This is a genomic window from Neorhodopirellula pilleata (assembly GCF_007859915.1).
Taxonomy (GTDB): Bacteria; Planctomycetota; Planctomycetia; order Pirellulales; family Pirellulaceae; genus Rhodopirellula; species Rhodopirellula pilleata.
This window is the reverse complement of sequence record NZ_SJPM01000006.1, coordinates 232,663-258,107: the sequence shown is the minus strand read 5'-3', so window position 1 is coordinate 258,107 and position 25,445 is coordinate 232,663. Positions and strand designations below refer to the sequence as shown.

Here is a 25,445-nt window from a genome sequence, read left to right as displayed (position 1 = left end):
TTCATAACAGAAAAATTCGGGATTAGGCACCCCGGCGATGGCGACTGTTCTCACCCACCAAGGTTACCGACCCTGCTAACGCCCCACCGCGATTCCCGTTTCCCGAATTTCCAGAACGGTTCGATCGGGGGACAAACGTTGCCCCTGGGAAACCACGCGACCGCCGACAACGGCCGATGCGGCCGAGATGCCAGCGACGGGGGACGAGAAATAGATCGCCTGGACATCGCCGTTCGCCTTGGAAGGTTCCGTCACCGTGACGCCGGTTCCTTGAAAAGGATTGTTTCGCAGAATCTCGTCGATCGACCAACGTTGCCTTCGATCGATCGCCACGGTGTTCCGTTTCTTCAGCACGGGCATCGCGTTCGGTTTAACTTTCGCTTCACGATCCCGCGATTGCAATGAGACCGGACGAACATTCGATGTATCCGTTTCGCGTTCAGGTTGCCGCGAATGATCCGATGGCCAAACCGCGTAGAGGGTCAACGATAGCACGGCGATCAAGATTAGCTGCTTGTTTTTCTTGGTCATGCCATATTTCCTTCATCCGATTTGTCTTCAACGGAATCGTCTTGAGCGGAATCGACTTGGGCGGCGGGTTCGTCCTGGATGATCGCAATCGCGATTTCCAGTTCTAGCTGAAAACGAGGTTCACGATGAACATTTTGTTGTCGAGCATCCCGGTCGCTGTTGGCGGAAATCCGGGTCCACGTTAGACGTCGACACATTGCGGGAAGACGCTCTGCCGAATGGTGAAGGAACCGACATGCTTGAGCGTAGGTGCCTTCCATTCGCAGTGTCATCGGACACCACTGTAGTTCCATCGACGCATCCGAATCCGGACTCGGATTCTCCGAACGTGATTCGCTCTTTTTGATTCGGATCAGTTCGACGGTCATTCCGAAACGCGTTGCTTGTTCATGGAACGATTCAGCAACCGATCTCAGTTGTTTCTTATCAGCGGCGGCATCCGTGCTGGCCTTCAAGACCCAATCGTCCAACGCTGCGGTTTGATGCGTCAACTCTTGTCGAAGTTGTTTCAATTTGGCTTGACGAACCGGAATAACCGCTCGGGCCTCTGTCCAGTGCCGAACATCATCGAGACTGTAATGGTGGTCCACCGGCGTCGTCTCGAGAACGGGGATCAATCGCGTCCAAAAAGCATCCGGCCAAAGCATCATCGAAGCAACGGTACCGATCAAACAAGCCGCTGTAATCATTCCTATGCAATGAATCCGTTCGATGCGTCGCAACCAGGCATCACTCATTCGTCGTTTCCTCTGTCGATCGTCTGATCATGCGGCCCTGTTAGCCGAGTGTCCCAGCGAAAGCGTCCGTCGAGTTCATAGAACCATTCTGATCCATCGCGACGATTCTTGGGCGATGAATCGTCGGAGGGTCTTTCGGTTGAGACAATGACCGAGTGCATCTGTTCATGTTGCTTCGGCGTTTCGATCCAGTTTGATTGACGAAGGTGTTGGGCCATCTCCAGCAAGGCCTCTTCGGTTTTTGCCACTCCGGCAAAAGACCACTGACCACTCACAAAATCAAGTTCCGTGTGATGCAGATCGATGTTTCCATGAGGGATTGCTGCGGCAATCGCGGCCAAGGCTTGCAATGCCTCGTCGTTGGGTCGATGCGTCGCGATCGTTTGCAGATGTTCGAGATCGCGAAGGCATTCTCGCTCGACGGTTTGGAGTTGCCGCACATGATCTCGGATCGGCTCGATCACTTCTTGGCGACGTCGTTGATCGGCGTGCCGTTCACGTTGAACGATATAACCGTCGACGCCGAACATGACCGTGATAATCAGGCCAATGATCAGGCCGGCCGACCATCGCAATCGCACGGTTTCAAAACGTTGGTTGAGTTCAAACGCGGCCGGCAAAAGGTTGGCCGTTTGAAGCGTCCGGCGGACCGCCGCCCTCTGTGTTCCTCCCACGCACGGCAACATCGCGAGTGACGTTGCGGTCGCGTGTCCGGGCTCTAGTTCCGATCTCCAAAGGGCGACCGGACGGTTTAATCCAGCCGACCACTGGCCCAGCAGTTCGACGGAGTTCAAGCCGCTCTCACCGAGTATTTCAAAGAGCGACCCGCCAAACAAGATGGGTGACTGTTCAGAGATTCGATCGGCAAATTTTTGATCGTTGGTTAACCGACCGTAGTATTCCAACGTCGCGTCTATCTCATCGGCGATTTTGTCTCGCCACTGTCGCCATTGAGCCGGGCTTGGGCGAAGGTCTGGTCTTGGACTCTGACGAGTGACGGGCGGTAACGCGCGGACCAATACCGGATTCATGTCATCAAACAACGTGATGGTTCCGCCATCACGATGCAACATCACGACACATGGCGAGTCGAAGCCTATGGCTTCGGGCGATGCCAGTCCGACGGCGACTCCATCGGGGACGACCCAATCGACGCGATAGCCTCGACGGTCCAGTACCGACGCGATCTGAAATAAGGCGTCTTCATCGACCGACACTGTTGGGCGTCGTTGAACTGGACGTCGCTGGGGATCGGCCGAATTCTCGTTTGTCTGGGCGGGTTGAGAATGAAAATGCAACCAAGTTGTGGGAACCGACAGGGCGACCCGTGTGCGACTCGGGGAAGTACTCTCGGGAAGTTGATCGTCCAACGTCTCGCATAGGCTGGCGACCCATTGCGTGAGGTCCTCGGCCGGCCAATCACACGTTTGTGTCCACGTCGAGAGCACATCGATCTCGACCGCCGTGTTTTGATCACCCGGTTGCAGGTGGGTAAGGTTCAGCGCAACGAGTCTCAACGCATCGGTAGTGATATCGATGCCGACGCTGACTTGATCGGATGGAAACGGATGCAACCTCATACCCAGATATAGGTTGCTCGATCGGACCACTAGGCAACGATCCTGCTGCGTGATCGCAATGCGGAGAAAATCGAAATCGCAAAACTGTTACGATCGTTATTTTCGATCCTGAACACGATATCGGGTTGTCGTTCAGACTCGATCAACAGGCGGCAAGCTGTTCCAGGCTGGCTTGACGCCTAAACCGTTACTTACCCCATCCGGCGATGTCGATCAGCATGTCAGTCAGCGAGCTGACCGGTGCGGCCGGTTCGGCGTAACTCCACATATTGCGGATCAAGTCGGTCATCAACATGCCACCCAAACTCATTACGATCAAGATTAACAACAGTCCAATCGTTTGAAACAGCGTGAAGGGAATTTCATAGGACGCCGGCATGCCGATCGAACCCGGCGCGGCACTGCGACGACCGGCGGTTTCCACGACGCCCGCTTCTTCATCCATTCCGACGGCGTCGGCTTGGCCGTCGGCGACGCCCATTCCGTCGTCAAACCCGCCGTCCATCACAGGCGCTTCGTCGAATGCGACGTCGCCATCAAAAGCAGCTTCGCTGTCGAATGCGGAGTCGACTTCGACCGATTCGGATTCTTCGATATCGATGACCTGTGACGCGGATTCGTCAGATGCTTCGAGTTGGATACCCGATGGCGACAACTGGAATTCCTCGTCGGCTTGAAAATCCACCGCAGACCCGCCGGAGTCACCGGGGATCAAACCTGATCCGTAGTCGCTACTGCCTCCTCCGGAACCACTGCCGTCAGATAGTTCCGCGCCGAGGTCAAGTGCCGAGATGCTACTGCCAGCCAGATCCAGAGGCTCGCTTTCTAGCGACAATCCGCTGTCCGAAGGGCTCATCAAGTTGATGCCGCTGTCCCCGGCGATCGAAATGTCGCTACCCATGCTACTGACAACAAGATCGCCGTCGTCGTCGGCAATGATCAAATCATCATCATCGGCCAAGGCATCATCGACTCCTGAGGATCCGCCTTCTTCGGCACCGAGCAAAGAACTGCCCAGTAGATTTTCACTATCGCCTGAAAGGAGTCCGCTGCCTGCCGACTCGCCGGCGAGCAAATCTAATTCGCTGAGCACATCACCGCTCAGGTGACTTTTCGAACCGATCGAACTGGCGCTGTCCTGCAAGTCCAGGTCGTTCATCAACTCCAAACTGCTAGCGGCGTTGTCGCCACCACTGACCAAACCGAGGTCTAAGTCGGCATCACTATCATCGGCGAGTGCGTCGCTCGATTCGTCGGAGTCGAGATCCAAGCCGCTCAAACTCGCCTGTTTGGGACCAGGCGTAGGTGTATCATCGCCGAGCGACAGTTCCTCCGAACCGGCCAAGTCTAGCGAGCTGCCCAAGTTGAATTCGTCGCTGTCGTCATTGGCACTCACGCCCAAGTCCAGCTCCCCGCTGTCGTGCGATAGTGCCGGACCCGAAATGTTGAATTCGTCCAAATCCAATGGAGCATCACTGCCCGCTGAGGAACCCCGAACGACCTGCACGTCCGATCCGATGCCCGAATCTCCGGCGACCAAGTTGACGTCGCTATCGCCCGCATTGCGCGGCAACTCCATCCCGAGTTCCAAACTGCTGCTTCCGCTGCCGTCATCATCAAGGATCGGGTCGCCGATCGCCAGCGAACTGTCGTCGCCACCGATGATCGTGCCCGGTTTGGAACCGCTACCGTCGGCGGCCAATATGCCCGATCCGAATCCGGACAGGTTGGGCAATTCGTCCTTGAGTCTTTCGATTTCGGAATCAGGGAACTTCCAACTTGAACCGTCTCGAAATCCGCGGACTTGCCCTTGGCTTCGCAGATCGATCAATTTTTCCGTGGGAATGCCGAGTTGTTTGGCGGCGTCTTCAAGCGATAAGTAGGTGGCCATAAGTCAGTCGCGATCGCGAGGGTGCCCGTTGAGACGTCGGATTTCTTCCGGCGTCGGCGAGGTAGCGTTGAGTTGCAAAGTAAAATCGGCGTCGATCGCCCGGCTGCTCGCCAGACGGATCTCACCGCTAGAACCTATATGATACACAGCCATCCATTGTTTTTGAGTGTTTACAAGGGTAATTACCTGAGTTCCCTGGTCGTCAACGTGTGAAAAACCGATCAAATCCCCCGATCCGGCAACATCCCTCCCCCCGCGAGCCTCGATCACGGTCACTGTCGAGTCGATCGTCGCGGGCGGTGAGCTCAGCGGAACAGGATTTTGAGCCACCGCTGCGGCCGGCGGTTGGCCCGAAAAAATCGTCCCCAAAGCGAACCCGAGCAGGAGGACGACGACCGTGGAGAGTAGTTTCGACATGCTGGAAGGACCTAACGCGATTTGTGGTCATGCAGAAGTGGTTTCAAGCCCGCATCATGACGATTTCCGTTCCACCTGCAAACCTCGATATGAATCAGGTGATCGAGCGTCGGATGTCGGGGGATGGGGATCGCCCCAACTGAACTTGCGGTTGACTTTGCGACGTTGCTACGCTCGAGAACGACCTCAAAGATTTGTTCATCCCGTGAAATAAGGACATCCATGAAACGGGTCCACCTATGCTCCATCGACGCGGCAGCCGATATCTATCGTCGAACCGCACCGTCGATCCCATTCCAAGGGCATGGTTGCGTTTTTGACTGTGACCCGAACGGGACCGGTTGGCTCGTCTTTGCGGCCCCCGCACCCATGCCGATGGCGACCCACATCCCTCGCCGGCGGCGTGTGTTGGTGGTCGGGGAACCCTCGTCGATGGTTGTTTGGTCGCCCGAATATCTAAACCAGTTTGGCATTCTGCTCTCGCCATACAACATCGCAGGTTTTGACGGTCAATGGGTGGAGTCCCATCCTGGGTTGCCATGGTTCTATGGATGGAATCGGCAAACCGACCGCGTCTTGACGCACGAGGAGCTTCGATGTCGCCCGATGCCGGAAAAGAACGCCGAGCTATCCGTCGTTCTCTCTAACAAGGTGATGCACCAAGGACATCGGACGCGGTTGCGTTTTGTGGAGTACTTACGCGGAGAAATGGGGAATCGTTTGGCAATCTTTGGTCGCGGGATTCGAAACGTCGACGATAAAGCCAGCGCGATCGACCCATTTCGTTATCACCTCGTTCTTGAGAATTCGATCGAGCGAAACTATTGGAGTGAGAAGTTAGCGGACTCCTATCTCGGTTACTCGTTCCCGCTCTACGCGGGCTGCCCGAACGTTCTGGATTGGTTCGATGAGCGGAGTCTCGTCCAGATCGATATCGCGGATCCACGCGCCGCCGCAGCTCGCGTACGTGAGATCGTCGATAGCCGATTGTTTGAAGATCGTCAAGAAATCATCAACCAAACGAGAGCTCGAGTTCTTGGCGAACTTTCGTTCCCGGCCTGCATCGCGGCGGCGCTCCAGGACCTGAGCGACGAAGAATCGGTCCTGCAACAAGCCGCCATCATCCGACCGCCTAGCCCGTTGCGATTCGCACCTCGCGTTAAGCGAGAGGTCACGCGTCTTTACCACAAACTGAACTCCCGAATCCTCAAGTCCGCATGAGCGTCACGACCTACCACTCTTCCACGGAAAATCAAATATCATGAATATCGCACGGCATCGTATGTTACGACTCAAGACGCTCCGAGGCATGACGGTCGTTCACGTCGGAGCCCACCTGGCACAGGAAGCCGAACGGTACGAGAGTGTATGCGCACGACGAGTCTTGTGGGTCGAAGCCGCCCCGGATACCTACGAGAAATTACAGCAGACGCTTAGTCGCCGCGATCCGAACCGTCGTAGCGCGTTACAAAAGGCGCTTTTCTTACCACCTACCGAACATATCGCCATCAATGCCTTAGCCGGCGCGAAAGACCAGGGCGAAGCCGAGTTCGTACGGTTCAACAACCATGGGGCGTCGGACTCGATTTTTCAATTGTCGAGTCAATGTAAAGAGATGATCCCTGGGTTGCATGCGACCGGAGAGGTGTTGCGACTGCCATTTCGAAAACTAGACAGCATTGTCCGAGATGCCGGAATCGAACCGTCGGAAGTCAACTGTTTAGTACTCGACGTCCAAGGCGCCGAACTGTTGGTGCTGCAAGGTGCCACTGAGATCCTTCAAAATATTCAGTGCCTGGAAACGGAACTATCGACCAAACCGATTTACGAAGGAGGTGTTCTGTTTGATGAACTGAATGCTTTTTTGGAACAGAAACAATTCCATTGCAAAACAAGGATCCGAAAAGTCCACCAAAACGCCATTTACGAAGCGGCGGCTTAAAGCCTAGCCGATTCATATACCTCTTTTTCTATAGCAGGACAACGAAATGATTACAGTGATCAAGAAAAGGTTTCATCAATGGGCCGGCCCTGGTCGTAAGCGATTCTTCAATGATGACTTCAACTGGGAAACCTATACCCGCGATAAATATGGTCCTCAACAAGTAATGCTTGATCGCGACTATGACCTTCGTGTCGACGAGAGAGCCACTTTTGATCCCCTGACCAAGCGATTGAATACGGGAACGCTGCGTCTGCATCCCAATTTCCACACCGTCTATGAAACCATCGGCCGGCTTGCACCTGCGAGCGTTTATGAGATCGGCTGTGGAGGTGGCGATCACATGCACAATTTGTCGAGGCTTTACCCTCACATGACGATTCAAGGCGGAGACCGATCGACCAGTCAGATCGAGTTTCTGCGGGAACGGAATCCGGATATTGCTGAGTTTGTACAGCAACAGGACATCACGATGCCGTTTTCCAGCCACTGGCGAACTGCCGAATTGGTGTACAGCCAAGCTGTCATCATGCACATCAAGACCGCCGTCAGCCACCTTGTGGCATTATCGAACATGTTCCGGTTAGCCCAGCGATACGTCGTGTTGATGGAAAACTACGGCTGTCATCCCTTTGTCGATGACATCAAGCAGCTTCACCAAGGCGGTCATTTGACCTGGGAGAACGTCCATTTCCACGAGGCTCACTTCGACGGTCGGCCGTACTGCTTAGTCGTCTCTCGCGAGCCTTGTGACCTGCCCGTCTTGCAAGACTATTTCGCTCTTCCACATGCCACGAAGATTCGGTATTGAACCTCTTGTGACTTTTTCGCAATCTTTCATTGAAGGGCTAGGAAGCCGATGTTGTCCATTCTTGATTTCGTACGCTCGAACTGGCGGAAAGCAAACTCGCTGGGGCTGGCGTTTCGCAGTAAATTGGTTGCGATGACGGTCGGCCGTCGGCCGTCAAAAAGTTGTCAAGTGAAACAGCTTGATCAAATCATCGGCAGTCGTTTCGATCTGAAACGCCCGGGCCACTTCGTCGAAGTCGGTGCCTACGATGGTGAACGATTCTCTAACACCTCATGGTTAGCCGACAACGGTTGGCGGGGTGTTTATGTCGAACCCTCGCGTCAATTCAGCCAGTTGTGTCGACTGCGGCACCTTTTCAACGATACCCAAGTGCTCAACTTGGCCGCGGGAGAGGAAGAAGGCGAAGTCATGCTGATGCAATCCGAAGCCCTCAGCACCATGTGTGAAGGGACATTCGATGAATATGGACGCATTCCGTGGGCAAAGAAACAGCTCAAAAAACAACTTAAGCATCAAGCCACGCGTGTGTGCCGGTTGGATAGCTTGCTTCAAGAAACCAAAACACCGGTCGGGTTTGAACTTCTGGTCGTCGACGTCGAGGGATACGAGGAAAACGTTTTTAAAGGCTTTGAACTTTCACACTGGAAGCCCAAGATGCTGATCGTCGAGTTGTGCGACGTCCATCCGGACTTCGCCGACAACGAACAATTAGTCGATTCGGCGACGCGGGTTCGGCATTCGATCTTGGAAGCGGGCTATACCGAAATTTATCGAGACGAAATCAACTCCATTTTTGAACTTAAATCGAGTTCGGACTCCTGTACCCCAGACAACCACCGCTTGGCTGCCGCCTAGGTCATTCAAAACGAGAGATTTTGCAGAATGCCACGAATCAAAAACCTCAAAGCCCGGCAGAACTGGGTCCAACAAACGCTCGAGAGTATTCCCGCGGGAAGTCGAATCTTGGATGTCGGTGCCGGCGAGTGTCAATACAAACAATACTGTTCTCACTTGAATTATCTATCTCAGGACATCGCTCAGTACGACGGCAAGGGGAATCGCAAAGGTTTGCAAACCCAGCACTTCGATCGCACACAGCTCGATTTCGTATGCGACCTTTACGACATTCCTGAAGACGAATTGTTTGACGCAGTACTGTGCACCGAGGTTCTCGAGCATGTGGTCGATCCGGTTCGTGCTGTCGAAAAACTAACTCGCTTGGTCAAGCCCGAGGGGTTGCTGATCATCACCGCACCGTTTGTCAGTTGGACGCATTTCGCACCCTATCATTACGCGACCGGTTTCTCGGAGTATTTTTACAACGAGCAGATGTCCAACCACGGGTTCGAGATCGTCGAGTTGCAGCCCAACGGCGGCTTCTTTGACGTGATGGACCAAGAGATCGGGCGAGTCGGATCAGTGCGACGTCGTTATGGTGGGATGTTCATCGATCCGATCAGTTTCGTGTGCCTGACGGCGGCCCGAATGAGCGTCCGCATCATGGCCGCACTCGACGGCCCGCGGGACAAACGGCGTTCCAGTGAGCTGGCAACGTTCGGATGGCACATGAAAGCGGTCCGCCGCGCCGCTTGAAAAGCCGTCGTCATTGTATTCGCTGAAGATAACCCTTCGGCGCCACGCTGATTAGCAATTTGCTATCGATCGAGTGATCTATCTCGAACTCAGAGTGCGATTCGAGGTATGCCATCACAGCCGACTGCGGACTGTTACCAGGTCCCCATTCGCGATCCGGGTACATCTCGCCTGGTAGTTCCTCGATAATGGTGTCGAAGACGACACAGTAGCTGCCGACACTCGTCAGGGGCGCGTATGCTTGTAATTCCGCGAGCACGTGGTCGTGTGTGTGATTGCTGTCCAAACAAACCAAGATCCGTTGTTTATCTTGAGCGTGCGTGTGAACCTGTTCGATGATTTCCGGCGCGATGCTCGAGCCTTGAATCATCGAGATGCGTTTAGACATAGGGTGCGCAAGGATAGCTTCGCGATTATGCGCACGGATGTCGATGTCGACACCTAGCACTTGCGCATTCGGATCGCCCCCACAAGCGGCATTGAGTTCGAGCAGCGAAGCCGACAAAATCAAGGATCCGCCGTGGGCAATCCCGGTTTCGATGATCAGATCAGGCTGGATACGCCAGACCAACTCTTGCATCGCCACAATATCCTGAGGGTACTGAATGATCGGTCGTCCCAGCCATGAGAAATTGTACGAGTACTTCGGTTGGGTACTTTCGCGAACGAAAGCATGTCCGGCTTCGGCGATAGCCGAGCTGGGGTAGTGGGCCACGCGGTCGGCGCATTCTTGCTCGAATGCTTGAATCGGATCGGATGTACTCATAAGGACTTCTCAAGAGATTTCAGAATGCGGTTATCGCCCCAAAAAGCGAACGGCTCGTAATCGGGGTAAGGGTAATGCCCAAGGTTAAGGCGAATCGTCGCCTGTCGTTCTTCAATATGCTGTTCAACCAGCCTGCGGACCGAGACCGGATTGCCGCTGCAGATGTTGACAATACCAACATGTGCCGGCGTCTCCGTCAAGACCGCCAAGTATCGTGCGACGTCCTCGACCGGCAAGTAGTCGCGAAGTTGTTCGCCACCGGACATATTGAACACCGACTCACCACGATTAATCGCCGCGTCGAGTTGCGAAAGCACACTACGAGGGTTTTGCCCGTTTCCATACATGTAAAACAGCCTCGCCCACAGAAAGTCGAAAGGCGTTGTCTTGCGCAGCAACTCCAGGGATCGACGTAAAAAATCTTTACCCAACGCGTAAGGAAGTTCAGGACTGGCGGGCATGGACTCGTTCATGCTGCCTTCTCGCATTCCATACTCCAAGCACGTCCCGGCCACCAGCACCCGTTTGCATCCATGATCCACAACGCGTCGAATGAACCGATAGGCCGACCCGGCGTGAACCTCGAAGTGGGCCAAGTCACGGAAGTCTGACAGCCCTGGCCAGGCCAGATGCACCAGAGTGTGCGGACTACGAATCAATCCCCAATCGAACGAATCCTCTAAACTGAGGTCCCCGCAGATGATTCGAACATCGCCCCGCCAGTTCATTTCCTGGGCTCTATCCTCTGAACGGACGAGGACGGTAACTCGGTGTCGTCGTCGGATCAGCTCAGCAACGAAATGCTGTCCTACAAAGCCTGTCGCGCCGGTGACTAAAAGATTCATTCGTTGTTTCCGGGGACAACGGAGTTTAGAGTCGCGAACTCGGGATGCCAATCCATCTGTTGAGCGAGAGCACGAATTTCATTCTCATAATTAGGATTCATAATCACGACGGTCTGAACACCACAACGCATCGCTTCGTCAGGAGCGAGTACCGGCAAGGCTGTCGATGGTAAGAATCGCCCTTGCTTTGCTGGATTAAGATCGATGGCACATTCAAGGCTGCAATGCAATTGCTGCATTAATAGAATCGCAAAAGTGACTCCTTTCGAGGCACCTCCCCAAATGGCGACTCGACCTCGCTCCCGACGATCTCGTACATACGATGCCCAATGGGATATCAACGCTGCCTGTTTGGTACGGTACTCGTCAGCCAACTTTGCCGGAAGCTCGCACGATTCTATGTTTGGTCGGTCTTGCGATGAACGCATCGCTTCGATCCACATGTATTGCCCGTCGTAAACGCTATCAACCTGTCCCTCTAGGCCATGGTCGGACAGCAGCCGCAACACAGAATGTGGAGTAAACAGCGAGCAATGTTCATAAAAAAAATCTTGAAACGCAACGTTGCGCAAAATCCAATTCGCGTCGGGGGTCTCGAAGAACAATCTTCGCTCGGGAGAATCCATCGCTGCGGCGACCGCACTAACGAATCCTCGGACATCAGGAACGTGTTCAATGGTGTGTCTTGAACAGATAACGTTCGTGTTCTTCGGAACTAACCCAAGTTGCTCTGCGCCGAAGAAGCTTTTGTGGACGGTGACGCCAGGCAGTAGCGTTTCTTCGCCGGTGAAAGAAGGGTCGAATCCAATAGCCGACAGGCAGCGACCCCCTGATTTTCGAACAACTAGGTTTAGGAAGTCCGCTTCGCCACATCCTACCTCAACATAATAGATTGGTCGGTCACTTGGAATCGACCGAACGATTCGCTCCGCCATCGCTTCGAGGTGTTCAACATAATAACGTGATGTAGAAACGTCATTGTTGTAATTTCCATCGTAAACGATTCGATCTGAATCGAAGTCGGCATTCCAAACAAAACTGCATTCGGAACATCGTAACATGCGTAGCGAACCGGTGGGAAATTCCCGCGCCGTCTGTGAGTTTGGTAGCGTCGTGTTCTGAAGTGTCGGGATGGCGAATCGTTGTTCAATCAAGATGTGATTTACTGAACAATGACATACCGGACAGATTGTCAAATCGTTCATCGGAATCTTAGGTAATCTTAGCGGTATAGAACGATCGAAGTGAGAAACTGGAGCGTTTAAGCTCTCTTTGACAAGGTCAGCAGTCAAGGGGACGTAACCTGTGTTTGTAGCGATCTAGTGTTCACGTAGATCTGCCAAGCAACTCGAGAAAGGCCCGGATCTTCGGTCTTTCTCTGAAACCACTAGTATCGGCTTAGGCCAGTTGATGCCGATGTCTTGATCGAGGTAATGAAACCCTCGAGCACACTGTGGGTGATAGAATTCATTCATTTGATAGAGCACTTCGGTGCGGGCGGCCAGTGTCTGAAACCCGTGTGCAAAACCTTCTGGAATGTAGAGCGAGTCATGATTGTCGTCGTTCAAGAAAAATCCTTCCCACATACCGAGGGTCGGCGAATCTAAACGGCAATCCACAATCACGTCAAAGATCGCTCCGTGAGTACATCGAACGATTTTACACTCTTCTGACGGAGCAACCTGAAAATGCATTCCGCGGACGGTTCCTTCATGTTGGTTGAAAGAAACGTTGCACTGAACGAAGTGATCGGCGAGTCCCTGCTTTCGAAACTCTTCGGTGCACCACGTCCTGGCAAAAAATCCGCGGTTATCCGACTGCGGTTCTATTTTTAATAGCCACGCAGCATCAAACTTCGTTGGTTCAAATTTCATTCGCCTAAGCGACTCGAACTTCGGGGACCGGGATGATGAACTTCCCACCGTTGGCTCGATAGGACGCCTGCTGCAACATGATCTCTTCGGCGAAATTCCACGTCAACAAGAGGCAATAATCGGGCTGATCGTCGAGTAGTCGCTGCGGATCATAGATCTTCAAATGAGTTCCCGGTGTGTACCTGCCCTGTTTGACCGTGCTTCGATCAACGACGTAGTCGATGAGTTTGGCATCGATGCCGAAGTAATTCATCAGGGTGCTACCCTTCGCTGAGGCGCCATAGACGGCTATCCGATTTCCGGCGGCCTTGAGATCCTGCAGTCGCTCGATCAGCGATTGTCGCAGGTCTTCGACACGTGATGCAAAACGTTGGTGGTGCTCCTCGCAGTGGACCCAAGTGGATTCGTTTTTAAGAAGGCTGCCAACCGCAGAGGAAATCGATTCGGTCGAGGCATGAGCGGCAAAAATCCGAAGCGATCCGCCGTGGATGGCTAGACGTTCGACATCCACGATGTCTAGCCCATGACGAGCAAAGAGGGCGACCAATGCCGTCAACGAAAAGTAGCATAAATGTTCATGATAAATGGTGTCGAACTCGACGTGGTCGATCAGATCACCCAAATAAGGTGCCTCGACAACAACGCGACCACCCGGCTTCAGCAAAGCCTTCAATCCTTCGACGACACCATTCAAATCCGGTACGTGTGCGAGAACGTTATTGGCATGAATCACGTCCGCGACGAGCCCCTGCTCGGCCAGCGCGAGGGCGAGCTTTATCCCAAAGAAATCGGAGATCGTGGGGATGGCTCGTTGTTCGATGGCAACCTTGGCGATGTTCCGAGCGGGCTCGATCCCTAAGACCGGCACATTGCGTTTGGCGTACCACTGCAGCAGATAGCCGTCGTTGCTGGCGATCTCGATCACTTGGCTCGATGCTTCTAGGCCACGCTGATCCACAAGGCGCTCGGCGATCGTTCGCGCGTGACTGACCATCGTATCTGAGAACGATGAAAAGTATGCGTAATCACTGAACATGCTCTCCGGCGGAACCGTCTCGGTAATTTGCACCAACGAGCAATCCAGGCAACGAACCAAGTCAAGCATCCAGCGTGGCTCGGGCTGGCTCAGCTGACTCTCGTTCAGCAACGCGTTCGCGAGCGGCGTTTTACCAAGGGAAATGACTTCGTTCAGGCGGCTGCCGCCGCACGACCGACAGGAAGCGTTGTGTTGCATGGATTCTGGTTCGCTTGAAAGTAATTGTGGTACCACTGAATTGTCCTTGTCAGTCCTTTTTTCAATGAAAATGCGGGTTGCCAATTCAACCAATTTCTTGCCTTGCTGGCATCAAGGTATTGATGTTGGATTTCATGGGATGCTTCGCCCCGCACGACGGGTTTCAAAGATGTTCCCATCTCGCTCAAGATCGCATCAACCAGCTCGAGCACCGAAACTTGAATTTCGGTTGACAGGTTAAAGGCCTCGCCATTGAGCTCCGGTCTCGCTGCCATCTGCTCGGCAAGATGCATGTAAGCCGCCGCTCCGTCCTCGACATAAAAGTAATCTCGTACAAAAGATCCATCCGAGCGAATAACGGGCGACTCGCCTCGGATTACCGAACGGATGGTGCCGGGAATGATTCGGTTCCAGTTCAGGTCCCCGCCGCCGTAAAAGTTCCCACAACGGGTGACGCATACCGGCAGCCCGTAAGTGTTCGCATAAGTCTGGGCGATCAGATCGCCGCACGACTTGCTTACGTCATACGGGTGCATGCCTGCTAGCGGAGTGTCCTCGGTGTACGGAAGAACCTTTGCATCGCCATAAGCTTTGTCAGACGAAGCAACGACGATCTGCTCGACCTTGGGGCTGCGGCGACAAGCTTCCATTAGCTTCCAAGTACCGCCAATATTCGCCTCGAAAGTGGAGACGGGATTGCGATTGGCGATGCCAACGATCGTTTGGGCAGCTAGGTGCATTACCGTCGATATTTCAAACTCACCGAGAACGCGCTCCAGGCAATCCTGGTCGCAAATGTCACCCCGCACGACGTTCACGCGATCGAGATCGCCACTGCGCATTATCTCGGCGTTGGGCGTCCAGTCTCGAACCAAGCAAACAACATCGGCTTGAGCCTGCAAGAGCGACTTCACCAACCATCCGCCTACCAACCCGGTCGCGCCGGTTACCAGCACGGGGCGGTCACGCCAGAAGTCGATGTTGTGAGATGGGGTACCTGCGGTCGGATTCATGAGTCATTCCTTCAAACAGTATGTGAATTCAAAGCGTTCGCATCCGAGAACCATTTGCCTCGAATGAGAAATCGGCATTCTGATTCAGGCAGCCTTGGCCACTTGGGGACGGATCCGCAATCGCGTTTCCTTCTCGTCGCGGTCCCAGGTCCGCCAAGGTGCCGAACCATCTTCCCAAAGCCGTTGCAGGTATTGCTTGTCGCGAAGCGTATCCATGCATTGCCAAAATCCGTGATGGCGATAGGCGGCCAATTGCCCGTCGGCGGCCACTCGTTCCAACGCATCGGCTTCCAAGCTGTCTAGGTCGGATGACAGATAGTCAAAAATCCCTGGTTCAAAGACGAGAAAACCGCCATTGATCCAACCCTCGCCTGAGACCGGCTTCTCGGTAAAGTGATCAACAAAGTCGCCGGTCATAATCAGCCCGCCGAAGCGAGCCGGTGGACGCACTGCCGTGACTGTCGCGAGTCGGCCGTGGGAACGATGAAAGTCCAGCAACGCGCTGATGTCGACGTCACTAACCCCGTCACCATAGGTGAGCAGAAACGTTCCGGATTCTAAACGAGGCTTGAGCCGCAGGAGTCGGCCACCCGTTTGGGTGTTGATTCCTGTGTCGACTAGATTGACACGCCAACTCTCCGCGTCCGACTCTTGGCGGGAAACAACGTTCCGGCTGAAATCGATCGACAAGTCGCCTGAAAGGTTGTACTGGTCTAGGAAGTAGCCCTTAATGAAATCGCCCATGTAACCGCAAGCGATGTGGAAATCATCGTGGCCATGATGCGCATAGTGCTTCATGATGTGCCACAAAATGGGTCGTCCACCGATCTCGACCATCGGTTTTGGGCGGGAAGTGGTTTCTTCCTGAAGCCGTGTGCCCAGTCCACCTGCCAGTAATACGATCGACATGAACCATTCCTTTAGTCATGTGAGACGAACTGCGTTTCACGCTTCATTCATTTGAAGCAGTGCAAAGCTAGCATCCTGTTGTTCGATCATCAATACCAAATCGACACCCGAGCGACGGGAAGAAGTATCCATATTGACGGAGACGAAGCGGGGCTGGTAAAGGCTGTTTAGGTTTTGAGTTCACGACCCACAGATGTTTATAGAGTCAGAGCATGCTTATCAGCCTCATCATTCCGACACGCGAGCGCTGCCATTACTTGGCCGAAACCCTTCAGTCCGCACTGCAAATCGACGACAAGCAGCTCGAGATTATCGTGAGCGACAATGCGAGCGAAGATGAGACATTCAAGACCGTTCAAGCTGCCTCTGACTCAAGACTTCGTTACCTCAACACCGGCCGACGGGTTTCCATGCGACAGAACTTTGAGTTCTCATTGCACAACAGTTCCGGCGATTATGTTATCTTCATCGGCGACGACGATGCGATTTTGCCGCAGCAGTTTCAATTCTTGCGGCGACTATTAGACGAACGACGTCCAGACGCCTTGAGTTGGGATCGACCCACTTACGGATGGCCGATCGAAGGATACGGCAACCGAACTGGAAGCGTTAAATTTCAACGCGATCGAGTTTATGGATCGCTTGAGCGAGTGGACTGTATTGAATCGTGGCGACGCCTCTTGCGCTGTGATCTCCGCGATGCGGGGCCTAAGCCGGCGATCTATCACGGTTGCATTGCCCGCACCTTTTTGGATCGCATCACCGGACCAAACGGGGAATGCTTCGGAAGCAGTATCCCAGATATTTACGTGAGCTACCAGGCGGTTCTGAACAACGCTGATGCGTTGCACTCCCCACATCCCTTCTCTATCAACGGATACAGTCCGGTCAGCACCGGTGGGGGCCATCATGGCTACGATTCGAAAGATCCTCGTAGCAAACCGGGGCATCAATTTGGCGAGGAAAACAGACAAGACCCGACTCAAGATGTCATGGGTTACGCATTGTCGGTGCCGCTCGCGTTTTTCTCAACCCTAGAAACGATTCGCAGCCGTTCGCCAATCGCGATCGAAAGCCCAGACTATCGGGCGTGGTATCACTTCATACTCTCCTCGGCCCGCGCAAGTGACCAAGAGACGTCACAAAAACTGCAAGTGATCCTTAATGAGCACGCAGAGAAAACGGGCACTCAAGCGGAATTGGTCGAAGCGACCCATACACCAGCAGCCGTCGTCGCGAAATTCAGGAAGCTCACGACATGGCTAGAAAAACTCCGTGCGTTGCGTCATCGCAAGCGTATTTCAGCGGAAGTGGAAGGACGGAATAACTCGCTGACCGCTGCAATCACTTACGATCATGTGCTCGGTGATGACTACGCCCGAATTCTTGACGGCACCCGCACTGCGGCGAAGTGCTGGAAGGCCGCTATGCGCCGATGTCGCCAACCCCGGTCGCTTGCGCAAGCTCGCCGAGCCGCTTAGCATCGCGTGAACATTAAGTGGTGGCGACTTTCAGTCGCCAAACCCTGAAACGTCGACTGAAAGTCGACGCCACGTTAAGAATCCATCACTTATTGTTCACGCGATGCTTAGTAATTAGCAAACCATAAAATAGATGGTTGGTGCGCAGCGAAAGTCGTCAAGCCACTCGGCGAACGAGCGGTAGTCTAGACCGAATTTCTTGGTAGTTTCGCTACCTGGAGTTTAGAATCTTGACACCGCTTTCCAACGCAGAACACTAACGCCTCATCGACACGCTCGGCAGCTTTTCCGCATGCAGCTTTTCAGGAAAGCGGGCGGCTGGTGTTGCCGGTTCATCTTGGGAACGCCGCCATCGACTGCCAAGATGCGGATGGTCGTTCGCGAGTACCATATGATCGGGATACTTTAGCTTGAGATCGCCGGCAAGCGATACGATCGGTGTCAAAATAACGCCATCGATGGTGCGATCCATTCGTTGCTCGGCGGTCATTTCCGCAACGCGCGAACCGGACGTGCGAGCGTGCCGGATCAAGGCGCCGGTGATGACGGCAACCATCGCCAACACGCCCATCAAGGCGATCCGGTTCAAAGAAAGTCGTTCGTCGAATGAACGGACTTGACCGCCCGCAACGCCCCAACGGAGGACGAAATACGTCGGCAACAAACACACAAAAGGTTGGATCCAACGATTCTTAAATTCCAACCCATTTCCGGACAATACCAACAGGGCGAGAATCACAAATGAAGCCATCAAGAAGCGACCAATCAGTTGCGTCGTCGCGTCGTGAAGCCCTTCGCTCGGCGAAACCGCCACCGAACCGTTCGCCCGGCCAATGAAACGCTCACGATAGGCAATCGCGAACACGACGACGGCTAAGAGGACGCATGAGGTGATCGACCCCAAAAGAGCCTTCGACCCGACGGCCAAATTATCAAAATAGAAGAGGGTTTGGTCTGCGGTGAGCGTGCCAATCGTTTTGGCGGATGCCAAGTGTTGATGTTGGATCACCCATACCAAATGCGGAGCAAATAGAGCGATCGCAACGACAAGACTCAACACCAAACGGCGGTCCAGTAAGCATTGACGGTATCTTGGTATCGTCATCGCCGATACGATCACGGCGAGAACAACAACGGCAAAGTTGTACTTGCTCATCATCCCCAATGCGGAGACAATGCCGATCGCGGCATAATTCCAAGTGGTGCGGGACTGCATCGTGGCGATCACCCGATCGATCAACCATGCCGTCGCAAACGTTACCAACACCGTGTGCGAAAGATCGCGGTGACTTTCCCATGCGATTTGGGGAATCATCAACATCCCCAATGAGCCGGCGATCGCCTTGCGTGAATCTCCGGTCGTGCGGTGCACCAGACGGAATACCACCACATAAGTCAACCCGATCAGACTGTTCTTGAGCAACGAAAGTGCCAAGACGCGATATCCAAAGATCGAAAAGAACAAGGATTGAATCCAGGTGTATAACGGTGGCTGGCTGTTGTAACCCCATCGCATCCACTGTGATAAAAACACCTGCTCGGACTCGTCAAAACTCAAGCCCCGATCGTCACTAACGCGAATCGCGATATGTGTCACGAAGTACATCGCGAATAGGACCGCGCTGAACTTCCGATACTTGAGAATCCAATCCGCCATAGAGCGCTAACCGGCCTTCCGCGTGATGACGGACCGATTTGACGGAAGCGAAATCATCAGCTCGTCACTGTCCGATGGATACGAAGCACTCATGGTTTGCTCTCGCACCCAATAACCCCGGTGCGAGGAACCCCGGTGAGAGGAGCCTTGGTGAGATGTGAGTCTTTGGGATGCGACGTCCGATACAGGCCCCGTATTCGAATTTCTCGCCAACATTTCGGCCATGACGCCGAAACAAATCAATTGTAAGGATGAAAGAATGGCGACAACGGCGATCAACAATAGCGGTCGGGTGCCAATGTCTTGGCCGTACAAAAACTTGGACACGAGCAGCATCGCCATCAATGACATCCCCAAACCACCGACGAGCATCCCACAAGAGCCGAAGAAATGACCGGGACGATTGCGGTACCTCATAAAGAAAAGCACCGACAACAGATCAATGACCACACGAATCGTTCGGGAGATTCCATACTTGGAACTGCCGAATTGACGGGCTCGGTGCCGTACATCCATCTCGCCAATGCGCGACGGATCCGTCACCGCCGCAACCCAAGCGGGAATGAACCGGTGCATCTCACCGATCAAGCGGATTTGACGGATGACGTCACCACGATAAATCTTCAAACTGCAACCGTAATCGCTGATGCGAACGCCGGTCGTCATGGCGATTAAACGATTGGCGATCCAAGATGGGATCAATCTCAAAACCAGCCCGTCTTGCCGTTTTGCACGACGGCCGACCAACAAATCAAGCTGACGGTCTTCCAACGCCTGCACCATCGCGGGGATGTCAGCCGGGTCGTTCTGCAGATCACCGTCGAGCGTCGCAATCAGTCGCCCCGTCGCGGCATCAATTCCCGCTTGCATGGCGGCCGTTTGGCCAAAATTTCGCTGCAATGAAATGATTTTCACGGGCAAATCGGTCGTTTCGCTTTCGGCGACTGCGGTGCGATAAGTCTGGTCACGACTGCCATCATCGACGAGGATGATCTCCAAAAGGCGATCGACGTCCGCGAATGCCTCGCCCAAAGCAGCAAAGAGCGGTTTGACGCAATCTTGCTCGTTGTAAAGAGGGATAATGATCGAGAGATCACGACCAGGCGATTGGTTCATTGAATTTGGCTTCCGTCCTAACTTCCGTGTCGGGTAAGTTTCACCACGCGGCGAGCATAGGGAAACCTCGCAATCACGGAAAGATGGACTTCCTCTCTCTTTGGCAGAGGGGTGCATACGCCGCTGATCGTTTTGTCCTACAATTCGAGCATGTCGATCACCCCATCAAATCCAGACCGTTTGCGGCTAACCGCGATCACCAAGTCTTTCGGAGCCACCCACGCCTTGGCCGGCGTCGATCTGGCGGTCGGCCGGGGGGAAGTTCACGCGATCATTGGCGAGAATGGGGCCGGGAAAAGCACCTTGATGAAGGTTCTCAGCGGTGCCCACCGACCGGACTCGGGGTCGATCGAACTGGACGGAGAAATCGTGACATTGGCCGATCCGCGGCAATCGCAGGCGGCCGGAATTGCGATGATTTACCAAGAACTCAACCTCGCCCCCGATTTGTCGGTGGTCGAAAACATTACCCTTGGTAGCGAGCCGAATCGTCGTTGCTGGGGGCGAAAAACCGGTTGGGTGGACCGAGCGGCACAGCGAACGCTGGCGATCGCGGCACTGCAAAAGCTCAACTGCCCCGACTTGCCGCTCGATCGCCCCATCCGGGAACTGTCGATCGCCCAACAACAAATGATCGAGATCGCTCGCGCCGTCGTGACCTCTGCGGGAACGGCCACCAAGTTGAAACTATTGATCCTCGATGAACCGACGAGCAGCTTGACGCAAAACGACACAGAGCACTTGTTCAACGTGATCGAACGACTCAAGAGCGAGGGCGTCAGCGTTCTGTACATCAGCCATTTTCTTGAAGAGTGCCAACGAATCGCCGATCGGTTCACTGTCTTGCGGGACGGTCGCAGCGTGGGGACGGGGCGAATCGGTGAAGATTCCCCGCAAAACAACGAGCGATCCGAAGCGGGCACCGACGCGTCGGCAGAGCCGATCACGCCCATGGACGAGATCATTCGCATGATGGTCGGTCGTAACGTGTCCGAACTCTATCCCCATTTCAGACATCAACGGGGCGACGTGGCGATCGAACTGGACGGGGTCAGCGGCCCCGAACTTCCCGAATCGGTCGCATTGAAAGTGCGTCACGGGCAGATTTTTGGGATCGCCGGTCTGATCGGTGCCGGACGCACCGAAACGCTTCGCGCGGTCTTCGGGCTGGATAAGCTGAAATCCGGCCGGGTCGTCATCCATGGCCGCGCCGCGACGACGCGTTCCCCTCGATCGAGCTGGATGGACGATTCCATTGGTCTCGTTTCCGAAGACCGCAAGAACGAAGGGCTGTTCCTAACCCGCAGCCTGAGTGACAACCTGACGATCACCCGAGCGGGCGATTACGGACGGGCAGGGTTCGTTTCAACCGCAAAAATGGAATCGGCGACGCGGTATTGGATGAAACAGCTCGACGTCAAAGCGTCCGGGCCCGAGCAAGCGATCGGAGAATTATCCGGCGGCAATCAACAAAAAATTGCCTTCGGCCGACTGCTGCACCATGATTGCGACATCTTGTTATTGGACGAACCGACCCGCGGGATCGACATCGGCAGCAAAGAAACGATCTATCGCCAAATCGGTGAACTGGCCGCCCAAGGAAAAGCCATTGTGCTGGTGAGCAGTTACCTGCCAGAATTGATGGGCGTGTGTGACACGATCGCGGTTTTTTCCAAAGGCCGGTTGATCGAAGTTCGTGAAGCCGACCAATGGACCGAACACGAATTACTCACCGCCGCCATTTGAGCGATACTGCATTGTCAATTTAAACAAAAGCCATCTTCATGCGTAAACGAGTTCCGATCGTCTTGGGTGGCGGTGTTGCTTTAATCCTTGCAAGCCAGTTTCTTGACTTTGGCTTGGGCTTCCGCGATGGAAGTGGCCCAGGTGATGCCGCCCAAGACGCTGAGCTCGCGGCGGTCGAGGAAGCGATTGCCGATATCGACTCGATGCCCCCGATTGATGCCCCCGCAACTAACCTCACGGACGAACCACCTGCCGAAATGGAATTGGTTCCGGCGAAACCCGCCGCACCACCTGTGGTCGACATTCTGATCGACGGGAACCAGTACTGGATCGCGACCGATGCGGACGATCTTGATCAACGCGAAGCCAAAACCCTCGACGAAATCATTGCCCTCGCACAAAACGTCTCCGGTGAACCGAACGGTATTCGTGTTCGCATCGCACGTACCCCCGACGCGATCGCCGCATCCGAAGCCGCGTTGTTGACTCGCCTCGGCGAGGCCGGCATGAACAAAGACGAAATCGACTCTCGCCGACAATTGGTCGAATCAAGAACCTCTCGTTAAATCGAAGCCACCGCGACTGCGTACTATGAGAGGTTGATTGTCGATCTGCTTCGGAACGATGCTGGGAGGATTGAAATAGCGAATTGTTTGACACGGCGTGATCGGTCTGGGGTGCTTCAAACATAGCCTCGCGAACCAATCGGCGGAGTCCATCATGTCGTCGGAAAGTCACTTGCCGCAGATCGACGTCTCAGCGGATCGTCCGACTCGCCCCCGTTGCGGTCGGTTGGTTGACATCGCTGTGTTTGCATTTGTTGCTATTGTTGATCGTTGGTTTGCTGGTCGCCCCGGCGAACCTGAGCGGACTGAATACGTTAATCATCTCGTTTTCATCAATCGTCCTCAATTCCGTTCGTCCTTGCCAATCAATTGGATGGATCAGCAGCGGTTGCTCCTGTTGAGCCTTATTGGGTTGTTTACCGGGTTGCAGGCGCTGACGTGCTGCTGGCTGTGTCTGCCAGACATTTCCACTTCGCGATGGTGGCGTGGTGCGATTCAACTTAGCATCGCGTGAACAATAAGTGGCATAGGCTTCTAGCCTGGTATGTACCTAAGATAGCCAAAATCTATCCCTGGGGCAGTCTCAGTGCTCTCATTGAAGGAATCAGCTTCCGCCCTTCAATCGAGGAATTCTCTCATGGCAACCGCCACTCAAAAGCGAAATCGGAAATCCAACAAGCCAACCAAGACCAACCCCAGCCGCTACATCGGCAAGCCAGCAGGAGTCATCCAGGCAAGAATTCGAGAAGCCGGGCCGCAGCACTTTGCTGTCATCTCGGTCGACTGCGCCAAGGCCAGATCGGTGTGGATGATCTGCGACTACTACGGTAAGGTGCTCGTTGAACCCACCCCCGTCGAACACCAACGTGGAGCGTTCGACGCGATGATTGGGCAGATCCATGGTGCTTTCAAAGAGTTCAACATTACCGACTCGATCGCTGCTGTGGAAATGACCGGCGTCTACCACCGTCCGGTCCAAGCAGCCCTACGCAAAGCAGGCTTCGACACCCGAACCGTTCATCCGTTCGCATCGAAGCACTATCGCAAACCTTTGCATCCAAACTTGAAAACGGACGAGAACGATCTCGAAGCGATCTTCCACGCCGCGATCAACGGATACGGCCTCTCGCTGCTACCGGTCGATCCGGTTTATCAGTCGCTTCAGGCACTGAGTCGACACCGCGTGAACTTGGTCAAGCAGCGAGCCAAACTGCAGGTTCAGATCCGCATTTTGATTCATCAAACGATGCCGGGTTTTGCGGATTTATTTATCCAGCATCACTTCTTTAAAAAGTCGATCGCCATCCCCGTCGCCAAAGCGTTTCCCTCTGCGGCTTTCATCGCCAAAGCCGGAACTTTCAAAATTGCTGAATCACTCCGCAAGCAAAAAGTTCGCTTTCAACAACCAACCATCGAACGAATTGTCGCTTGGTCAAAAATCGCCGCAGAGCCATCGGATCTTCAAGCGATGCTCAGCGTCCAGTGGCAACAGTTGATTGCTTTGTGGGAATTGCTCACTGAGCAAATCGGCTCAACGGAACGGGAAATGGCGGGGTTTTTGGTAAGAACGCCCTATGTGCTCTTGATGAGCGTACGCGGGATCAATGTCGTCTCGGCAGCCAGTTTGGCGGGGGAGGCCGGACCGATCGAACACTATGCGTCACCGCGAGCGATCAACGGTCGGGCCGGTTTGTATCCCTCACGTTACCAAAGCGACCAAGTCGATTGCCAAGGCGGTCTAGCGAGAGTTGCCAACCGCCGTTTGCGAGCGGCCTGCATGATGGTGGCCAAAAATTTGATCAAGTGTCATCCGTACTATCGCGGCTTATCGGCTTACTGGGAGAAGCAAAAAGTGGATCCTCGTGACCGTCATGTGCGAATCGCCAACCGAGCTAATCGGATGGTGTATCAGCTTGTCGGTGGTCGTCAGATTTGGCGAGGCAAAGGCGTCGACCGGGAAGCGATCCTTTCAAAGCTTCGAGAGTTCCACCGTGACCACCACAGTGACCTGGAACAGATGATCGCGGACATGAATGAAGCGTTTTTGTGGCTGCCCAAATCGACCTACGCTAGCGAAGCCAAACCGCTTGCAGAACTCGCTGCCAAGAAGCGGTGTGGGCCTCAACCGATCGGTGACCTTTTGATCAATCTGCTTCTTCGACTTGGAGTGGGAACTGCAGATCCGCTAGAATCACAATCGTCCGAAGCTCTGGAGTCTTGAACTGATTTGTCGTGCTGCCAAGCACACTAACAACATCGTCGCATGCCGAGGGATATCTGGTTGAGCTTGCCTCAGCCGAACAAGCCCGTGCTAAAGTGTGATGCTCTGTTAGCGGTTCAAACGCCGGATAAGACAGTGTGGGGCTTTCAGAGCTTCGGATATCTACCAGGGTGGCGAGAATGAACCAACCCAGCTGACCGAGCCGTGCTGGCCGGCCGACAAACAGTGGACATGGAGTATCAAAAAAACTACCCTAAAGGTAGTGCCGCTAGATGTACGCGCGCATCACGAATTTTCATTCTGGATATGACAGTACTTTTTATACCCCACAAGTCCTCATGGATTGCTCCCCTGCCAGCTCGTCTGGCAGGAAGCCGAGGTTGGCAAGCTAGACATATTCACCCACGAGACGAGCTCGTGGGGGTCAAAAAAGATGTGGGGTATAAAAAGGCTGGAAGCCTATGCCACTTTTTCCTTGTTCTTGTCGCTACCCCTTTGATGAATCCGCCCATGAT

Annotated in this window: 24 protein-coding genes; 9 read left to right on the top strand and 15 right to left on the bottom strand. The window is 54.1% G+C overall.

Annotated features, from left to right (window positions below):
- Positions 1-75: 75 nt before the first annotated feature.
- From Pla100_RS15865 to Pla100_RS15845, 5 genes are all read right to left on the bottom strand, one after another.
- Positions 76-531 carry a hypothetical protein gene (locus Pla100_RS15865; protein ID WP_146578676.1) on the bottom strand — a complete coding sequence of 152 codons (456 nt, stop codon included), beginning with the start codon at positions 529-531 and terminating at the stop codon, positions 76-78.
- Positions 528-1,268, bottom strand: coding sequence for a hypothetical protein (locus tag Pla100_RS15860; RefSeq protein WP_146578675.1), 741 nt, complete (start codon positions 1,266-1,268; stop codon positions 528-530). Before Pla100_RS15860 ends, Pla100_RS15865 begins: the two co-directional genes overlap by 4 nt.
- On the bottom strand, positions 1,265-2,878 hold the full coding sequence (locus Pla100_RS15855; RefSeq protein ID WP_146578674.1) for a hypothetical protein: 1,614 nt from the start codon (positions 2,876-2,878) through the stop codon (positions 1,265-1,267). The genes Pla100_RS15860 and Pla100_RS15855 overlap by 4 nt, the downstream gene beginning before the upstream one ends.
- A 157-nt stretch (positions 2,879-3,035) precedes the next feature.
- Complete coding sequence (locus Pla100_RS15850; RefSeq protein WP_146578673.1) at positions 3,036-4,739, bottom strand: helix-turn-helix domain-containing protein; 1,704 nt, start codon at positions 4,737-4,739, stop codon at positions 3,036-3,038.
- Positions 4,740-4,742: 3 nt separating this feature from the next.
- Positions 4,743-5,156, bottom strand: coding sequence for a hypothetical protein (locus Pla100_RS15845; RefSeq protein WP_146578672.1), 414 nt, complete (start codon positions 5,154-5,156; stop codon positions 4,743-4,745).
- A gap of 222 nt (positions 5,157-5,378) precedes the next feature.
- Here Pla100_RS15845 and Pla100_RS15840 point away from each other — a divergent pair, with 222 nt between their 5' ends.
- The 5 genes from Pla100_RS15840 to Pla100_RS15820 are packed head-to-tail and all read left to right on the top strand — an operon-like array spanning position 5,379 to position 9,502.
- On the top strand, positions 5,379-6,377 hold the full coding sequence (locus Pla100_RS15840) for a hypothetical protein (RefSeq protein ID WP_146578671.1): 999 nt from the start codon (positions 5,379-5,381) through the stop codon (positions 6,375-6,377).
- Positions 6,378-6,417: 40 nt separating this feature from the next.
- Complete coding sequence (locus tag Pla100_RS15835; protein ID WP_146578670.1) at positions 6,418-7,098, top strand: FkbM family methyltransferase; 681 nt, start codon at positions 6,418-6,420, stop codon at positions 7,096-7,098.
- A 46-nt stretch (positions 7,099-7,144) separates the two neighbouring features.
- On the top strand, positions 7,145-7,909 hold the full coding sequence (locus tag Pla100_RS15830) for a class I SAM-dependent methyltransferase (RefSeq protein ID WP_146578669.1): 765 nt from the start codon (positions 7,145-7,147) through the stop codon (positions 7,907-7,909).
- Between the two features lie 48 nt (positions 7,910-7,957).
- A complete protein-coding gene (locus tag Pla100_RS15825) occupies positions 7,958-8,764 on the top strand; it encodes an FkbM family methyltransferase (protein WP_146578668.1) in 807 nt (268 codons plus the stop codon).
- 27 nt (positions 8,765-8,791) lie between these two features.
- Positions 8,792-9,502, top strand: a complete 711-nt coding sequence (locus Pla100_RS15820; RefSeq protein WP_146578667.1) for a class I SAM-dependent methyltransferase — start codon at positions 8,792-8,794, stop codon at positions 9,500-9,502.
- Positions 9,503-9,512: 10 nt separating this feature from the next.
- On the opposite strand, the gene Pla100_RS15815 is transcribed toward Pla100_RS15820, so the two are convergent.
- From Pla100_RS15815 to rfbF, 7 genes are all read right to left on the bottom strand, one after another.
- Positions 9,513-10,268, bottom strand: coding sequence for a cephalosporin hydroxylase family protein (locus Pla100_RS15815; RefSeq protein ID WP_146578666.1), 756 nt, complete (start codon positions 10,266-10,268; stop codon positions 9,513-9,515).
- On the bottom strand, positions 10,265-11,113 hold the full coding sequence (locus Pla100_RS15810; RefSeq protein ID WP_146578665.1) for an NAD-dependent epimerase/dehydratase family protein: 849 nt from the start codon (positions 11,111-11,113) through the stop codon (positions 10,265-10,267). The genes Pla100_RS15815 and Pla100_RS15810 overlap by 4 nt, the downstream gene beginning before the upstream one ends.
- Positions 11,110-12,174 carry a class I SAM-dependent methyltransferase gene (locus Pla100_RS15805; RefSeq protein ID WP_231603111.1) on the bottom strand — a complete coding sequence of 355 codons (1,065 nt, stop codon included), beginning with the start codon at positions 12,172-12,174 and terminating at the stop codon, positions 11,110-11,112. The genes Pla100_RS15810 and Pla100_RS15805 overlap by 4 nt, the downstream gene beginning before the upstream one ends.
- Before the next feature lie 258 nt (positions 12,175-12,432).
- The gene (rfbC, locus tag Pla100_RS15800; RefSeq protein ID WP_146578663.1) at positions 12,433-12,987 is read right to left on the bottom strand and encodes a dTDP-4-dehydrorhamnose 3,5-epimerase; all 555 of its coding nucleotides are present in this window, start codon (positions 12,985-12,987) and stop codon (positions 12,433-12,435) included.
- 4 nt (positions 12,988-12,991) lie between these two features.
- Positions 12,992-14,221, bottom strand: a complete 1,230-nt coding sequence (locus Pla100_RS15795) for a class I SAM-dependent methyltransferase (RefSeq protein WP_146578662.1) — start codon at positions 14,219-14,221, stop codon at positions 12,992-12,994.
- Positions 14,176-15,234, bottom strand: coding sequence for an NAD-dependent epimerase/dehydratase family protein (locus Pla100_RS15790; protein ID WP_146578661.1), 1,059 nt, complete (start codon positions 15,232-15,234; stop codon positions 14,176-14,178). Before Pla100_RS15790 ends, Pla100_RS15795 begins: the two co-directional genes overlap by 46 nt.
- A gap of 84 nt (positions 15,235-15,318) precedes the next feature.
- Positions 15,319-16,143: a glucose-1-phosphate cytidylyltransferase gene (gene rfbF, locus Pla100_RS15785; protein ID WP_146578660.1), complete on the bottom strand. Its 825-nt coding sequence runs from the start codon at positions 16,141-16,143 to the stop codon at positions 15,319-15,321.
- Between the two features lie 212 nt (positions 16,144-16,355).
- Here rfbF and Pla100_RS15780 point away from each other — a divergent pair, with 212 nt between their 5' ends.
- Entirely contained in the window at positions 16,356-17,624 is a 1,269-nt protein-coding gene (locus Pla100_RS15780; protein ID WP_146578659.1) for a glycosyltransferase family 2 protein, read from the top strand.
- A 256-nt stretch (positions 17,625-17,880) separates the two neighbouring features.
- On the opposite strand, the gene Pla100_RS15775 is transcribed toward Pla100_RS15780, so the two are convergent.
- Positions 17,881-19,281, bottom strand: coding sequence for a glycosyltransferase family 39 protein (locus Pla100_RS15775; RefSeq protein WP_146578658.1), 1,401 nt, complete (start codon positions 19,279-19,281; stop codon positions 17,881-17,883).
- Between the two features lie 6 nt (positions 19,282-19,287).
- Positions 19,288-20,397, bottom strand: a complete 1,110-nt coding sequence (locus tag Pla100_RS15770) for a glycosyltransferase family 2 protein (RefSeq protein WP_146578657.1) — start codon at positions 20,395-20,397, stop codon at positions 19,288-19,290.
- 150 nt (positions 20,398-20,547) lie between these two features.
- On the opposite strand from Pla100_RS15770, the gene Pla100_RS15765 reads away from it, so the two are divergent.
- Positions 20,548-22,143, top strand: coding sequence for a sugar ABC transporter ATP-binding protein (locus Pla100_RS15765; RefSeq protein WP_146578656.1), 1,596 nt, complete (start codon positions 20,548-20,550; stop codon positions 22,141-22,143).
- A gap of 38 nt (positions 22,144-22,181) precedes the next feature.
- Positions 22,182-22,709: a hypothetical protein gene (locus Pla100_RS15760; protein WP_146578655.1), complete on the top strand. Its 528-nt coding sequence runs from the start codon at positions 22,182-22,184 to the stop codon at positions 22,707-22,709.
- A 190-nt stretch (positions 22,710-22,899) separates the two neighbouring features.
- On the opposite strand, the gene Pla100_RS31625 is transcribed toward Pla100_RS15760, so the two are convergent.
- Complete coding sequence (locus Pla100_RS31625; protein WP_146578654.1) at positions 22,900-23,208, bottom strand: hypothetical protein; 309 nt, start codon at positions 23,206-23,208, stop codon at positions 22,900-22,902.
- 138 nt (positions 23,209-23,346) lie between these two features.
- On the opposite strand from Pla100_RS31625, the gene Pla100_RS15750 reads away from it, so the two are divergent.
- Positions 23,347-24,930 carry an IS110 family transposase gene (locus Pla100_RS15750; RefSeq protein WP_146578653.1) on the top strand — a complete coding sequence of 528 codons (1,584 nt, stop codon included), beginning with the start codon at positions 23,347-23,349 and terminating at the stop codon, positions 24,928-24,930.
- Positions 24,931-25,445 lie beyond the last annotated feature (515 nt).